The 14,321-nt window shown below is 59.2% G+C and carries 13 protein-coding genes; 9 read left to right on the top strand and 4 right to left on the bottom strand.

Annotated features, from left to right (window positions below; translation table 11 throughout):
* Positions 1–18: 18 nt before the first annotated feature.
* Together B142_RS0106715 and B142_RS0106710 are read left to right on the top strand one after the other, a co-directional pair.
* Positions 19–831 carry a hypothetical protein gene (locus B142_RS0106715; protein ID WP_018120782.1) on the top strand — a complete coding sequence of 271 codons (813 nt, stop codon included), beginning with the start codon at positions 19–21 and terminating at the stop codon, positions 829–831.
* Between the two features lie 91 nt (positions 832–922).
* Complete coding sequence (locus B142_RS0106710; RefSeq protein ID WP_018120781.1) at positions 923–1,249, top strand: rhodanese-like domain-containing protein; 327 nt, start codon at positions 923–925, stop codon at positions 1,247–1,249.
* A gap of 2 nt (positions 1,250–1,251) precedes the next feature.
* Here the strand turns inward: B142_RS0106710 and ppk2 are convergent, their stop codons facing one another.
* The 4 genes from ppk2 to groL all read right to left on the bottom strand — a co-directional run bounded on the left by ppk2 (position 1,252) and on the right by groL (position 4,987).
* Positions 1,252–2,151, bottom strand: a complete 900-nt coding sequence (gene ppk2 / locus B142_RS0106705; RefSeq protein ID WP_018120780.1) for a polyphosphate kinase 2 — start codon at positions 2,149–2,151, stop codon at positions 1,252–1,254.
* Positions 2,152–2,308: 157 nt separating this feature from the next.
* Complete coding sequence (locus B142_RS14185) at positions 2,309–2,431, bottom strand: hypothetical protein (protein WP_018120779.1); 123 nt, start codon at positions 2,429–2,431, stop codon at positions 2,309–2,311.
* Between the two features lie 85 nt (positions 2,432–2,516).
* Positions 2,517–2,714: a hypothetical protein gene (locus B142_RS0106695; RefSeq protein ID WP_018120778.1), complete on the bottom strand. Its 198-nt coding sequence runs from the start codon at positions 2,712–2,714 to the stop codon at positions 2,517–2,519.
* Positions 2,715–3,340: 626 nt separating this feature from the next.
* The gene (gene groL / locus B142_RS0106685; protein WP_018120777.1) at positions 3,341–4,987 is read right to left on the bottom strand and encodes a chaperonin GroEL; all 1,647 of its coding nucleotides are present in this window, start codon (positions 4,985–4,987) and stop codon (positions 3,341–3,343) included.
* Between the two features lie 236 nt (positions 4,988–5,223).
* Between groL and B142_RS0106680 the strand changes: the two genes are divergently transcribed.
* The 7 genes from B142_RS0106680 to B142_RS0106650 are packed head-to-tail and all read left to right on the top strand — an operon-like array spanning position 5,224 to position 14,320.
* Positions 5,224–6,654, top strand: a complete 1,431-nt coding sequence (locus tag B142_RS0106680) for a M20/M25/M40 family metallo-hydrolase (RefSeq protein ID WP_018120776.1) — start codon at positions 5,224–5,226, stop codon at positions 6,652–6,654.
* A 45-nt stretch (positions 6,655–6,699) separates the two neighbouring features.
* Positions 6,700–8,097, top strand: a complete 1,398-nt coding sequence (locus B142_RS0106675; RefSeq protein WP_018120775.1) for a M20/M25/M40 family metallo-hydrolase — start codon at positions 6,700–6,702, stop codon at positions 8,095–8,097.
* A 50-nt stretch (positions 8,098–8,147) separates the two neighbouring features.
* Entirely contained in the window at positions 8,148–11,189 is a 3,042-nt protein-coding gene (locus B142_RS0106670; protein WP_018120774.1) for a Na+/H+ antiporter subunit A, read from the top strand.
* A complete protein-coding gene (locus B142_RS0106665; protein WP_018120773.1) occupies positions 11,189–11,695 on the top strand; it encodes a Na(+)/H(+) antiporter subunit C in 507 nt (168 codons plus the stop codon). Before B142_RS0106670 ends, B142_RS0106665 begins: the two co-directional genes overlap by 1 nt.
* Positions 11,688–13,442: a Na+/H+ antiporter subunit D gene (locus B142_RS12145; protein ID WP_051067312.1), complete on the top strand. Its 1,755-nt coding sequence runs from the start codon at positions 11,688–11,690 to the stop codon at positions 13,440–13,442. Before B142_RS0106665 ends, B142_RS12145 begins: the two co-directional genes overlap by 8 nt.
* Positions 13,442–14,041 carry a Na+/H+ antiporter subunit E gene (locus tag B142_RS0106655; protein WP_018120771.1) on the top strand — a complete coding sequence of 200 codons (600 nt, stop codon included), beginning with the start codon at positions 13,442–13,444 and terminating at the stop codon, positions 14,039–14,041. The genes B142_RS12145 and B142_RS0106655 overlap by 1 nt, the downstream gene beginning before the upstream one ends.
* Positions 14,042–14,044: 3 nt before the next feature.
* Entirely contained in the window at positions 14,045–14,320 is a 276-nt protein-coding gene (locus B142_RS0106650) for a monovalent cation/H+ antiporter complex subunit F (RefSeq protein ID WP_018120770.1), read from the top strand.
* Position 14,321: the final 1 nt, after the last annotated feature.

Here is a 14,321-nt window from a genome sequence, read left to right as displayed (position 1 = left end):
GCTTTCGGGGGAATACGAGTGCACATTTTTCGGGGGAGGAATGCCGGCCAAAAAGCGGCACGGCACGGCGCAATCCGCATCGCCAACGGGCTTTATCTGTCCGACAAGCCCACGCCGGAGCAACTCGCACGCATCATAAGCGAGCAGTGGCCGGACTGTGCGCTCGACGGCGCATCGGCTGCCCGCAAACACCTCGACCAACCGTTGAGTTTCCCGTTGGAGCTCCTGCGTGAATCGTCGCTACCAGCGAGTAGTTATTTCACGTCTCGTCGCGCTCGCCCGAAAGGTGCGCTCACCTGGGATGGCGTCACTATTTGCAACCCTTTACAAGCCGTGGAAACAATGCCGCATGACGACGCCGTCGCCTTCCTGGAAGCCTTTTACTCCGGCAAGGATGGACACCAAAGATTGCAACTGAACAAGCAGGAATTCCGGCGTTTCCCGCACCAGGTAAAATGCGCTCTCGATCACGCAATTATCGGCACCGATAGCGTGCCGGAGCGCCAACTCACTCGTACCCTGGAGCAGCATTTCACAGTCCGAAATAACGTAAAGATCGGCCCTTATCACTGGGATCTGGTTCTCGAGCACTACAAAATCGCCATCGAAGTCGACGGATTCGCCTATCACCATGCGGAAAACCGTCGCCAGTTTGAATTAGACCGCCACAAACTCAACGATGCCGTCCATCGCGGATGGACGCCGCTGCATTACACTGCGACGACGATTAACCATTACCCGAGGTTCGTGGCAGAACACGTGCGTGCCATTGCCAAACGCAAGCGCCCGTTCGCGCGCCCGCCGTGGCTGTGGCATCGGTTGTGGGACTAAGCCGCGTCGCCAAGCCACACGCGGTACCTGCACCCTATGGCAACCGCACGGTCACGCCGCGAGAGCGAGTTTTTCGCACTAGGCTGGTGTCATGAGCAACGAAGGCAACAAGCAAGAAGTAACTGTCAACGAAGTTTCTGTGCACGAGGTTCCTGCCGACGCGCAATTTATCGATGTGCGTGAGCGCGACGAGTACGCCGCGGGACATGCCATCGGCACGGTGAATTTTCCTTTGAGCGAGTTCGCGGAATATGCCAGCCAGATCAACACTGACCAGGATGTCTACATCATTTGCAAGGCCGGTGGCCGTTCTGCCAAGGCCTGCGAGTACCTCACGCAGGCAACCGGTGCCACGGCATTTAGCGTTGCTGGTGGCACATTGGCGTGGAAGGACGCTGAGCTTCCGATGGAGCGCTAGCGCTAGTCCCCGATCTGGTCGCGGCCGCGTTTGACGATCAGCGGGTCTGGTTCTCCGACTACTTCGTGGTCTTTGTTCGTGTATTCGAATTTGGAGAGCAGATACCGCATGGCGTTGATGCGGCCGCGTTTTTTGTCGTTAGATTTGATGGTGATCCACGGCGATTCTTCGGTGTCCGTGTAGCGGAACTGCTCTTCTTTGGCGTTGGTGTAATCGTCCCATTTGTCCAGCGACGCTAGGTCCATGGGGGAAAGTTTCCACTGGCGCACGGGGTCGATCTGGCGGATGGCGAACCGGGTGCGTTGTTCTTTTTTCGTCACCGAGAACCAGAACTTCGTCAACGAAATGCCCGAGCCGAGAATCATGTTCTCCAACATCGGTACTTCGCGCAGGAATTCGGCGTGCTGGGATTCGGTGCAAAAGCCCATGACGCGTTCGACGCCGGAGCGGTTGTACCAGGAGCGGTCGAAGAATACCATTTCCCCACCGGCTGGAAAGTGCTGGATATAGCGCTGGAAGTACCAGGAGGTGGATTCGCGTGGCGACGGCTTCTCGAGCGCAACGGTGCGTGCACCGCGGGGGTTGAGGTGCTCGTTGAAGCGTTTGATCGTTCCGCCTTTACCTGCGGCGTCGCGGCCTTCGAAAAGGATGATGTGGCGCTGTCCGGTTTCTTTCGTCCAGTTTTGGAATTTCAGCAGCTCAATTTGCAGCGATCGTTTGGTGCGTTCGTATTCCTCGCGCGTCATGCGCTCGTCATACGGATAGTTTTCCCGCCACGTGTCGACGGGTTCGCCGCTGGGGGTGATCAGCGAGGGATCGTCTTCGTCGGAGTCATCGACGATGTAGCCGTCGGTTTCTGCGAGGTCGATGGTGGGGAGTTCGTCTTCAAAATCGGCTGCCATGGTGCCAGTCTAGCCCGCTGTGTGTTTTCTGTCGCAAGTGTTGGGATAAACGCTAAGTGTTTACACATTGTTCACTGTAAATTTTTCTGGCATGCAAAAAGCTCCCTCTCCGCATAGGAGAGGGAGCTTAACCCTGGTGGCTATCTAGCCTCTGGGATTACTTAGCCAGCTTCGCGAGGCCCTCGAAGCCTTCAACGATGTTCTTGAAAGCGCCGAAGATGTCCTTGAAGTTAACGGACATTGCAACGAAGTTAGAGGAAGTCTCTACAAGAGTGTTCATGTTTATCTCCTTGGAAGAAATATGAAGTGAAATGAGTGATGGTTAGTCACTCACAAGAATTCCCGGCAGCTTGGCCGTGAGGTGATTACTTAGCAGCTGGAGCGTTCGAGGAGCTGGAGCTCAGTGGCTCAAAGGCACCCTTGATAGCTCCATAGATACCGGTAGCTTCTTTGCTTTCACCCTGTGGGGTGTAGAAGAATTCCAAGCCCTTGCTGATGTTCTCGAAAGCCTTGAAGAAGGTAACTGCGTTGTTCAGCTGTTCCTGGATCATTTCAACGTTCATGAATTTCTCCTCATGAGGATTCCCCCGGCGATCCCAGGGTAGATGTTCAATTTCCCGACGCCCCAGGGCGTCCTGGGTCTTATTGTGACACAGTTCGAAGAAAAGTCAAGCACCTACGACAAATTCGCTAAATATAAAAAATATGGCATATCCACCACTTTTGCTTTCCACCCAACCTTAACCAGTAATTAACGGTTAACCCGCCCCCATAGGGAACGCTTACCAAAATAAACCTGCAGGTCACAGGGTGGTTGCAGCTGATTTTCAGCAAACCACAATCCGCACCTCACAGAACAACCCCGCTTGGAAAATTCCGACCATCACCCATTCGCAACCAACCCCGCCCTGTGCGTCTTACCCTCTTATGGGTGAATGGGTTTGACCTAGAAAGCAGCAATAGTCGTTTATACACGGTCGCTTATACATGGCCGCTTATCCACGGCTCCGCACATCTTTGAATGCTCAGCCACTCTCCCGCAGGCCGATTACTCAAGCCCCTAAGTCCCCTTAACACACCCCTTACGCACGCAAAAAGCGCCGATCCCCGATCACCCGGGAAACGGCGCTTCAGTTAGCAACTCACTGCATCATGCGACACAGCCTGCGAGTTACACACCGGCGGATGTTTACATCATGCCGCCCATGCCACCCATTGGGTCAGCACCAGCAGCAGCGTCGGCACCGGCTGGCTCTGGCTTGTCCGCAACCACGGCCTCGGTGGTCAGGAACAGCGCTGCAATGGAAGCAGCGTTCTGCAGAGCAGAGCGGGTGACCTTGACTGGGTCGTTAATACCAGCAGCCATTAGGTCTACGTACTCGCCGGTAGCAGCGTTCAGGCCTTCGCCAGGGTTCAGGCGGGAAACCTTGTCCGCAACAACGCCAGGCTCCAGGCCAGAGTTGAAAGCGATCTGCTTCAGCGGAGCAGACAGTGCCTCGCGGACGATCTTAACGCCAATGGCTTCATCGCCAGTCAGCTCCAGCGCATCCAGTGCAGAGGCAGCCTGCAGCAGGGCAACGCCACCACCAGCGACGATACCCTCGTCGACAGCAGCCTTAGCGTTACGCACAGCGTCCTCGATGCGGTGCTTGCGCTCCTTGAGTTCAACCTCGGTAGCAGCACCAACCTTCAGCACGGCAACACCGCCGGACAACTTCGCCAGACGCTCCTGCAGCTTCTCGCGGTCGTAGTCGGAATCGGAGTTCTCGATCTCCGCGCGGATCTGCTTGATGCGGCCGTCGATCTGTGCCTGCTCGCCAGCGCCCTGCACGATGGTGGTCTCATCCTTGGTGACAACGACCTTGCGTGCGGTACCCAGCTGCGCGATGTCGGCAGTCTCCAGGGACAGGCCAACTTCTTCAGAGATAACTTGGCCGCCGGTCAGGATAGCCATGTCCTGCAGGGTCGCCTTGCGGCGGTCACCGAAGCCCGGAGCCTTCACGGCTACGGACTTGAAGGTGCCGCGGATCTTGTTCACCACCAGCGTGGACAGGGCTTCGCCCTCGACGTCCTCGGCGATGATCAGCAGTGGCTTGTTGGACTGCATGACCTTTTCCAGCAGGCCAACCAGTTCCTTGATGTTGGAGATCTTGCCGGAAACCAGCAGGATGTATGGGTCTTCCAGCACAGCTTCGCCGCGCTCAACGTCGGTGGCGAAGTAACCCGAGATATAGCCCTTGTCAAAGCGCATACCTTCGGTGACTTCAAGGTCCACGCCAAAGGTGTTGGATTCTTCGACGGTGATAACGGAATCCTTGTTCACCTGGCCGTTGCCCACGGTGTACATGGCTTCGGCGATCTTTTCACCGATGGCAGGGTCCGCTGCGGAAATACCTGCGGTGGTAGCGATCTGCTCCTGGGTTTCTACTTCCTTGGCGGAATCCAGCAGACGCTCCACAACCGCCTTAGTGGCGGTCTCAATGCCGCGCTTGATGCCCATTGGGTTGGAGCCAGCGGCGACATTACGCAGACCCTCACGTACCAGTGCCTGTGCCAGCACGGTAGCGGTGGTGGTGCCGTCACCGGCGACGTCGTCAGTCTTCTTGGCTACTTCCTTGACCAGCTCAGCGCCGATCTTTTCGTAAGCCTCATCCAGCTCAATTTCGCGAGCGATCGACACACCGTCGTTGGTGATCGTCGGCGCGCCCCAGGACTTTTCCAAAACGACGTTGCGTCCCTTTGGTCCCAGGGTGACCTTGACGGCGTCGGCCAGCGTGTTCAGGCCGCGCTCGAGGCCACGGCGTGCTTCTTCGTCGAAAGCGATCTGCTTTGCCATGTGTTATGTGCTCCTTTTATTGGTGAAGGACAACACTCACGGTAATGATCACGCCAGGCGCCCGCGACGGCACGAATGGCGTGAGTGTGCACCATTCTCACCTGCGTGATAGGTCTTTTAGTAGTGGTTTAGCACTCCACTACTGGAAGTGCTAGCAACCATTCTGGCACTCGGCCCCCGTGAGTGCAAGGTTATGCCCGGCGTTTCGCTAGCCGATTCCTGCTAGGTTGGCGGTCATGAATAGCACGAGCAACACCAACAGCACCGGCAAAAGCACCGAAGCCGCCCTGCAGGAGCACATCCGCGGCCAGCACGAAGAAATCTTTGCGCAGCTATCCGAGATCATTGCCTTTAATTCTGTATACCTCCCGGACAACCCGGAGCTGAAAGAAGAACACACCAACGCTGGTAACTGGGTGGATGCCGCGCTTGCCGACGCCGGGCTCGAAGTCAGCGCCATTCCCACCGCCGACGGTTCCACGACGTACCTGGCGTCCACCCCAAAGATTGAAGGCGCGCCGACGGTTCTGCTGTATTCGCATTACGACGTCGTCCTGGCCGGTGATCCAGCTGAGTGGACCGCAGATCCGTTCACCCTCACCGAGCGCGACGGCCGTTGGTACGCCCGCGGCGCCGCGGACTGCAAGGGTTCGCTGGCGATGCACCTGGCCGGTCTGCGCGCAGTCGACGACACCGTCGGCCTGCATAACCTGGGCATCAACCTGCGCGTGCTGGTCGAAGGCTCGGAAGAACAAGGCGGCGACGGCCTGGACAAACTAATCAAAGAGCGACCGGAACTATTCCAGGCAGACGTCATGCTGATTGCCGATGGCGGCAACGTCGCCGCGGGCACCCCAACCATCACCACTGCCCTGCGCGGCGGTGCCCAGCTGAAGGTGTCCGTCGACACGCTGCGCGCACCCGTGCACTCTGGCCTATTCGGCGGCGTCGCCCCGGATGCCACCCTGGCGCTGCTGCGCGCGCTGAACTCGCTTTTCGACGACAATGGCCACACCGTCATCCGCGGTTTCGAACCCACCGACGATGCGAAGTGGCACTGGGATGGCGCTAGCTATGATGCAGCCACTTTCCGTTCCGATGCCGGCGTGCTCGACGGCGTCGGCCTGCACGGCACGGGCACCGACGAGGAAATTGCTGCCCAGTTGTGGTCCCGACCTGCCGCAACGGTGACGGCATTGAGCTCGCGGCCAACCTCGGACGTCGTTAATGCTGTCACCCACCACGCCGAAGCCGTGGTTAACCTGCGCGTGCCTTTCCACCTGGATACCCAGGACGTCGTCGAGGCTGCTGCCCAGCAGATCCGCGATGCCGTGCCTTTCGACGCCCGCATCAAGGTCACGGCAGAAGATGTCTTCAGCCCGTTTTCCACCAGCACGGATTCCGCCGCCTTCGAAACCTTCGAATCCGCCATGGCCACCGCCTTCGGCAAGGACGTCCGCAATACCGGCAACGGCGCGTCCATCCCGCTGACCACCGCTTTGGCCGAGGCCAACCCGGATGCCGATATCGCCGTCTACGGGCTGTGCGAGCCACAAACCACCATCCACTCGCCGGATGAATCCGTGGATCCGGAAGAAATCATCCGCCTGGCCACCACCGAAGCGCTGTTTATCACTCGCCTGAGCGAGCAAACGCGTAACTCATAAGCAACGCCCCGGTATAACACTCGGACAACCCCAAGGATTAGCACCGTGTCCAGCTATCACGATCCGTCCAACCCGAACCACGGCCACCTCGCCCACGCCCTGCGCCACCACATCGGTGGCCAGCGCCAACGCATCTTCGGTGACCTCGCACAACTGTGCGCTATCCCATCGCTAGCGCTCAACGACGAGCACGCCAAGGATATGGACCGTTCCGCCGCGATGATCCGCGATCTCATGGTAGAACGCGGGCTGACTACCGAGATCATCACCACCAGCGATGGTTCCCCGGCGATCGTCGGCAAGCGCGCGGCCAAGAACAACGCCCCCACGGTGCTGTTGTATTGCCACCACGACGTCGTCGATATTTCCACCCCGGACGAGTGGGAAACGGATCCATTTATCCTCACCGAGCGCGCGGGTCGCTGGTATGCGCGCGGGTCTGCGGACTGCAAGGGAAATGTGCTGATGCACCTGGCCGCTATCCGCGCGGTCGATGCCACCGGCGGTTGCGATGCGGGCATCATCCTGGTCTGTGAGGGCTCCGAGGAACGCGGCGGGCAGGGTTTACGCGATCTTGTCGACGACCGCCCAGAGCTTTTTGACGCCGACCTGATCTGCATCGCCGATACCGCCTCTGGCCAGGCAGGCTTGCCGACGCTGACCACTAGCCTGCGCGGCGGCGGGCAGTTGACCGTCACCGTGAACACGCTCGAGGCCCCGGTGCATTCCGGACAGTTCGGCGGCGCGGCCCCGGATGCAGTCGCCGCGCTGGTGCGGGTTCTGGCCACGCTGCATGACGACGACGGGCAAGTTGCGGTCGACGGTTTGGGGCAACACCGCAACTGGGAAGGCAGCCCCTACCCGGCCGAAGACGAGGAAGCACGAGAAGCCGCGGGCCTGCTCGACGGCGTCGACATGCTCGGTGCTCGCAATGATGAGATGGCTGATCTGGTGTGGGCCCGCCCGGCAGTCACCATTACTGGTTTTAGCTCCACTCCAGTCGAAGAAGCTATCAACGCCGTACCAGCCACCGCCTCGGCCCAGCTGAACCTGCGGGTACCGCCAGGAGTCGATACGGCGGCCGCGGCAGAAAAAGTTGCCGAACATTTGCGCGCGAATATCAGCTGGGGCGCGCACATCGACGTCGAAATCACCTCTGCCAATCCGGCATTTGCTGCTGATACCTCCGGCCCACTTTTCGGTGTGCTCAGCGACTGCATCGCAGAAGCCTATGAGCATGAGACCGAGTTGATCGGCACCGGCGGCTCCATCCCGCTGACGGTGAAATTGGCGGAGAAATTCCCTGATGCCGAATTTGGCTTGTACGGGGTAGCCGAATCGGCTTCGGCCATACATTCGAGTAACGAATCTGTGGATCCTGAAGAAATTGCGCGCTTGGCGCTGGCAGAAGCTCTGCTGTTGACGCGTCTCCATTTCCGCTAGACTTGAAAAAGTCTTTAACCCGCGCGCAATAAACGGGAGGCGGAATAATTGTGCTCATCCTGCTAGGTTCCCTAGCCTGCGCCTCAATCCTGGCGCCGCTTCTGATCCGCTGGTTGGGCCGCCCGGCCTTTGCCCTTCTCGCCGTGGTTCCCGCGGTGAGTTTTTTCTGGTTGCTGCAGCATTTCGTCGACGGCACCTTCAGTGACGAGGGCACGCTGGAATATTCCTTGGCCTGGGTGCCGGAAATTCAGCTGTATATAGATTTGCGCATCGATGCCTTATCGGCGCTGTTTGGGCTGATCATCACCGGGGTGGGTGCGCTGGTGATGCTGTATTGCTGGGGCTATTTCACGTCCACCACGCGACGCCTGGCCATGTTCGCAGGCCAGATGATGGCCTTTGCCACCGTCATGATGGGCTTGGTGGCCTCGGATAACTTCCTGCTGCTGTATATCTTCTGGGAAGCCACCTCGATTCTGTCTTTCCTGCTGGTTTCCTACTACGGCGAGCGGGCTTCTTCCCGACGTGCCGCGGGCCAAGCTTTGATGGTCACCGTACTCGGCGGCCTGACGATGCTGGTGGGCATCGTATTGTTGGGACAAACCACCGGCACGTGGCGGTTCTCGGAACTCAGCGCTTTCGCGGCCACAGCAGAGCTCAACGAAGTGCCGTATATCGGTATTTCCATCGTGCTGGTCATCGTCGGCGCGCTGTCGAAATCCGCCATCGCCCCATTCCACTTCTGGTTGCCTGGCGCCATGGCTGCCCCGACTCCGGTCTCGGCATATTTGCACTCTGCGGCGATGGTGAAAGCCGGTATTTACTTGGTTGCTCGCCTAGCACCGGATTTTGCGCAGGTGCCCAGCTGGCACGCGTTGATTATTCCGCTGGCATTGTTCACCATGCTGCTGGGCGGTTGGATGGCGCTCAAGCAGCGCGACCTGAAGCTGATTCTGGCCTACGGCACCGTCTCCCAGCTCGGTTTTATCACCTCCGTCGTGGCCATCGGTTCGCGCGAAGCCATGCTGGCAGGGTTGGCGCTGACCGTTGCGCACTCACTGTTTAAGGCCACGTTGTTTATGGTCGTCGGCGCGATCGACCATTCCACCGGAACCCGCGATATTTTCGATCTCTCCGGTTTGGGCCGCAAACAACCCCTGTTAGCAGTCATCGCCATTCTGGCTGCGGCCTCCATGGCTGGTGTGATCCCGATGCTGGGATTCGTTGCCAAGGAAGCGGCCCTGGAGGCCGTGCTGCACGAGGATCTCCTGGTGGGCACCCCACGACAATTGATGCTGGTGTTCATCGTCGTCGGCTCCGTGTTCACGGTCGCCTATTCCATCCGGGTGATTTATGGTGCGTTTGCCAGCAAAAAACCCACCCACCCCACTGGTGGCGGCATATGCCACGAAGTCACCCAGATGAAACCAATCACGGTGCGGCTCTGGGCCCCACCGGCAGTCCTGGTGGGGTTGACCATTTTCTTCGGTCTGCGCCCCGTCATCATCTCCAATGCCATTAACCAACACCTGGATTCCAAGTATGCGCACCTAGCTGGCGCGGGCCATGGCGAACATGGCGAAGCAGCCGCGCACGCGACGGACCTGGCGCTGTGGCACGGCTGGACTGTGCCATTGGCAATTTCGGCCGGCATTCTGGTCGTCGGTGGTCTTTTCCACTGGCAGCGTCATGCCCTGGCGAAGGCCTATTTCGAATATCCCGCACTAGGTAATGCCAACGACGCCTACTACGCCATTCTGAACCGACTGCGTCGGATTTCGCTGCGTTTGACGGCCTCCACCCAGCGCGGTTCGTTGCAGTACAACCTGGGTGTCATTTTCGTCGTCCTCACCGTGTTGCCTCTGGTGGCACTGCTGTTGGGTGACCGGACGAATATCCGGCTGAGCCTGGGTGAATCACCCTGGCAAGCCGGGGCCGCGGTAGCGATCATTGCAGCCGCGATCGCCGCGACCGTCATGCACAATCGTCTGTCGGCGGTGATCTTGGTCGGTGTCACCGGTTACTTCTTGGCGTTTATTTTTGCGATGTACGGCGCACCTGATCTGGCTTTGACCCAGGTGCTGGTGGAAACCGTGCTGATGATCATTTTCATGTTGGTGCTACGAAAGATGCCGACCAATGTGGAATGGCGCGGCAGCCCGCAGTTCAACCGTTTCCGCGCCTGGCTGTCCATCGCAGTGGCGTTTTCCGTGGTCACGGTCGCGTTATTTGCGATGAACGCGCGCACGGCACCATTGATTTCCGAGCCCATGCCAGCACTCGCGGAACAAATCTCGCACGGTTTGAACACCGTGAATGTGATCCTGGTGGACTTCCGCGCCTGGGACACGATGGGCGAAACCATCGTGCTGATCATCGCCTCACTCGGTGTGGCATCGCTGGTCTTCCGCACCAACTCATTTGTCCGGCATTCCCGTCGGCCAATCCTCACGGCGGTTTCGCGCCGCTGGCTGGCCGCCCAAGTAGAAACAGAACGTGCGGCAAACCGCTCGATCATGGTCGATGTGGCCACGCGCGTGCTTTTCCCATCGATGATGGCACTGTCGGTGTATTTCTTCTTCGCCGGCCACAACGCCCCCGGCGGTGGCTTCGCTGGCGGCTTGGTCGCTGCCCTGGCTCTGTCCTTGCGCTATGTTGCCGGTGGTCGCGCCGAATTGGAAGAAACCCTGCCCGTCGATCCCGCACGCTTGTTCTTCGTCGGCCTGCTGCTTTCTACCGGCTCGGCCCTGGTACCAATGGCCTTCGGCGATCCGCCGCTGACGTCGTACTATGCGTCGGCGGAAATCCCCGTCATCGGTGCGGTGTCCTTGCCTTCGGCGTTGATTTTCGATGCTGCGGTGTACCTGATCGTGATTGGCATGACGATGTACGTGCTCACCTCCCTGGGCACGCAGCTGGATCTGGAAGAAGAAGAGCGCAAGCAGCGCGCGCGTGATCGCGCCAAAAACTTGCAACGCAAGAACCTGCAGCGTAAAAACGAGCAACGCAAAAACGAGCAGAAGGCTGCCAAACGCAAGCAACAACAAGCAGCCGCCACCGCGGGAGAATCCGGAGAAAGGAGCCGTAGCTAATGGAAGCGAATCTGTTTCTGCTACTCGCCTCCGGGGTGATGCTCGCCGCCGGGGTTTATCTGATGCTCGACCGCGCGGTCACAAAAATTGTGCTTGGTTTGCTGCTGATCGGCAACGCCGCCAATTTGCTGATTCTGCAAGCTGGCGGCCCCGCCGGATCACCACCGATTACCGGCAGCGAATCCTCGCTTTATCCGGACCGGGAAGCTGATCCACTGGCCCAAGCCATGATCCTGACTGCCATCGTAATCGCCATGGCTCTCACGGCATTCTTGCTTTCCCTGGCCTACCGCCAGTACCGCTACCGTTCTGCCGACGTCGTCGAAGACGACCACGAGGACGCAGCAATTGCCGCCCGGCCGATCAACGCTGCCGCCGGCCCAGACCACGACGCCTCCGACGACCCGAAGACCGGGCGCGCCACCGAAGAAGGCGACCGCTTCGGCCCAGAGTCGTTTGAAAAGCCCGTCGAAGACGCCAAAGGAACGGAAGGCGCCGATGACTAGACTAGAACCCTTCACCGAGGCAGTACTGCCATACATGCCTTTTTTGATCCCGCTGCCGGTGATCCTTCCCGCGCTTGCAGCGGCCGGGTGTCTGCTGTTTCCCCGCATGCTCAACGTCCGGCGGGCCTTCGTGTTCTTCACCCTGTTGGCACTCGCGGTGCTCTCAGCCACCATGCTCATCGTCGTCGACGGCGAAGGCATCCAAACCCTGCAAATCGGCGGTTGGGACGCCCCGCTGGGCATCACTCTGGTTGCTGATCGCTTGTCGACGATGATGCTGTTCGTCAGCTCCATCATTTTGTTTGCGGTGATGTGGTTCGCTATCGCGCAGGGCATCCGTGATGACACGAAGGATGAGCCCGTCGCGGTTTTCCTGCCGTCGTACATGCTGCTGACGATGGGCGTGAACTTGTCATTCCTGGCAGGTGACTTGTTCAACCTGTACGTCGGCTTCGAAATCTTCCTGGTGGCCTCGTATGTCTTGATGACGCTGGGTGCTTCCCCCTCGCGCGTTCGCGCCGGTGTGGGTTATGTGATGGTCTCGATGGCCAGCTCCATGGTGTTCCTGTTCGGCATTGCCGTAACCTACGCGGCCGTCGGCACGGTGAATCTGGCCCAGATTGGCCAGCGCATGGAAGATATTCCGGGTGGCACGCAGGCCGCGATTTTCGGCGTGCTGCTGGTCGCCTTCGGTATTAAAGCCGCGGTTTTCCCGCTGGATTCCTGGCTTCCCGACGCCTACCCCACTGCCCCATCGCTGGTCACCGCCGTGTTCGCGGGCCTGTTGACCAAGGTTGGTGTCTACGCCATCATCCGCATGCGCACCACCGTGTTCACCGACGGCAGCTTGGATGCGCTGCTGATGCTCGTCGCCCTGGCCACGATGCTCATCGGTATCTTGGGCGCGATGGCGCAAAACGATATCAAGCGTTTGCTGTCGTTCACGCTGGTCTCACACATCGGTTTCATGATCTTCGGCATTGGCTTGGGTAGCTCGCAAGGCCTATCCGGTGCGATCTTCTACATGGTGCACCACATTCTGGTACAAACCGCATTGTTCCTGGTCGTTGGCCTGATCGAACGCCACGCGGGCACGTCGTCGCTGCGCCGGTTGGGATCACTGATGTATACCGCACCGATTATCGCCGTGCTGTACCTCATCCCGGCGCTCAACCTGGGCGGCATCCCACCGTTTTCCGGCTTCATGGGCAAAGTCATGCTCTTCCACGCTGGTGCCGAGGCCAATACCTGGATGTCGTGGGTGCTGATCGGCGGTGCCGTGGTGACCTCGCTGCTGACGCTCTACGTGATGGTCATGGTCTGGTCCAAGGGCTTCCTCCGCGACCGGAAAGATGCCCCGGAAGGCAACATGGCCATCGCCCGGCCCGCCCCTTTGGCGGATATCACCCAGGAAGTGGAGTTCTCTGAGCGGGAATCCGTCGGACGCACGCCTTTTGGCATGATCGCAGCCACCGCGATGCTGGTGCTCGCATCCAGCGCGATCAGCGTCGTGGCTGGCCCCATCGCCAGCATCACCGACCGTGCAGCCAATTCCACCCAAGACGTCAATATTTACCGCACCGCGGTATTAGGCACCGATCCGAGCGAGCCGACGCGCAACCTGAAACTCGAGCGGCTCGACGACGGTGAGGATCGTCGGGAAGAGTCTGCAGAAGACACAGAGTCTGAAGAACGCACAGAGTCTGCTACACCGTCCCGTACATCCGGCAAGGGAGGCGATTCCTAATGAGAACCAGGACACCGGGCTCGCAGGGAAACCAGGCCCACGATAAATCGCAGAAGAGCCCAGCCCGTGAAGCGCATTTAAAAAAGCGCGTGCCTAAGGGACTGCGCAACCGCTTCCGCCCGTGGTTTATCACCTGGCTGATGATCATGTGGATCATCCTGGTCGGCGAGATCAGCTGGGGCAATATCGTCGCTGGGTTAATCGTCGGCACGCTCGTGGTCTACCTCCTACCACTGCCTGCAATGCCCGTTACTGGCCTGCACGTCTCCTGGCACAAACTGGCATGGTTTTTGGTGGTATTCGTTGTCGAGCTGCTCAGAGCCTCACTGCACGTAGCATTTCTGGCACTGCGCCCGAAAGAGCTGCCGAAAACCGCGATCGTCACCGCCCCGATGCGGGTGTCCAGCGAATTCATTTTGGTCATTGCAGTCACGCTGTACAACCTGCAGCCTGGCGGCGCCATCACGGATATTGATATCGCCAACCGCACGCTGACGATTCACCTGCTCGACGCGGATAACGACGAGCGCATCGAGCAAGAACTCGAACGCGTCAAAATCCTCGAAGCCCGGATGATCGAGATCTTCGAAAGGACCTAGCCCATGGATCCAGAGTTGTATACCACGCTACTGATCATCCCCGGATTACTGATCAGCGCGGCCTTGGCCATCACGGTGTGGCGCATTATCGTCGGGCCGAATTCGCTGGACCGCCTCATCGGGCTGGATGGCATGGTCGCGATGATGCAATGCGCAGGCGCCACGTATATCGCGTGGAGCTCTAATTCCACCGTGGTCTACGCCATGATGGTCATCGCGATGCTGGCGTTTATTTCCACCGTGGCCGTCACGCGTTTCCGCAAAAGGGATGTGAGTTAAC

It is taken from the genome of Corynebacterium propinquum DSM 44285, assembly GCF_000375525.1.
Taxonomy (GTDB): domain Bacteria; phylum Actinomycetota; class Actinomycetes; order Mycobacteriales; family Mycobacteriaceae; genus Corynebacterium; species Corynebacterium propinquum.
This window is presented reverse-complemented; position numbering and strand designations above follow the sequence as displayed.

Bases quoted from the DNA above. Each gene is read 5' to 3' on its own strand.
- ppk2 (WP_018120780.1), bottom strand. From the start codon at position 2,151: ATGGCAGCCGATTTTGAAGACGAACTCCCCACCATCGACCTCGCAGAA.
- B142_RS0106655 (WP_018120771.1), top strand. From the start codon at position 13,442: ATGAGAACCAGGACACCGGGCTCGCAGGGAAACCAGGCCCACGATAAA.
- groL (WP_018120777.1), bottom strand. From the start codon at position 4,987: ATGGCAAAGCAGATCGCTTTCGACGAAGAAGCACGCCGTGGCCTCGAG.
- B142_RS0106695 (WP_018120778.1), bottom strand. From the start codon at position 2,714: ATGAACGTTGAAATGATCCAGGAACAGCTGAACAACGCAGTTACCTTC.
- B142_RS0106680 (WP_018120776.1), top strand. From the start codon at position 5,224: ATGAATAGCACGAGCAACACCAACAGCACCGGCAAAAGCACCGAAGCC.
- B142_RS0106710 (WP_018120781.1), top strand. From the start codon at position 923: ATGAGCAACGAAGGCAACAAGCAAGAAGTAACTGTCAACGAAGTTTCT.
- B142_RS0106665 (WP_018120773.1), top strand. From the start codon at position 11,189: ATGGAAGCGAATCTGTTTCTGCTACTCGCCTCCGGGGTGATGCTCGCC.
- B142_RS0106650 (WP_018120770.1), top strand. From the start codon at position 14,045: ATGGATCCAGAGTTGTATACCACGCTACTGATCATCCCCGGATTACTG.
- B142_RS12145 (WP_051067312.1), top strand. From the start codon at position 11,688: ATGACTAGACTAGAACCCTTCACCGAGGCAGTACTGCCATACATGCCT.
- B142_RS14185 (WP_018120779.1), bottom strand. From the start codon at position 2,431: ATGAACACTCTTGTAGAGACTTCCTCTAACTTCGTTGCAATGTCCGTT.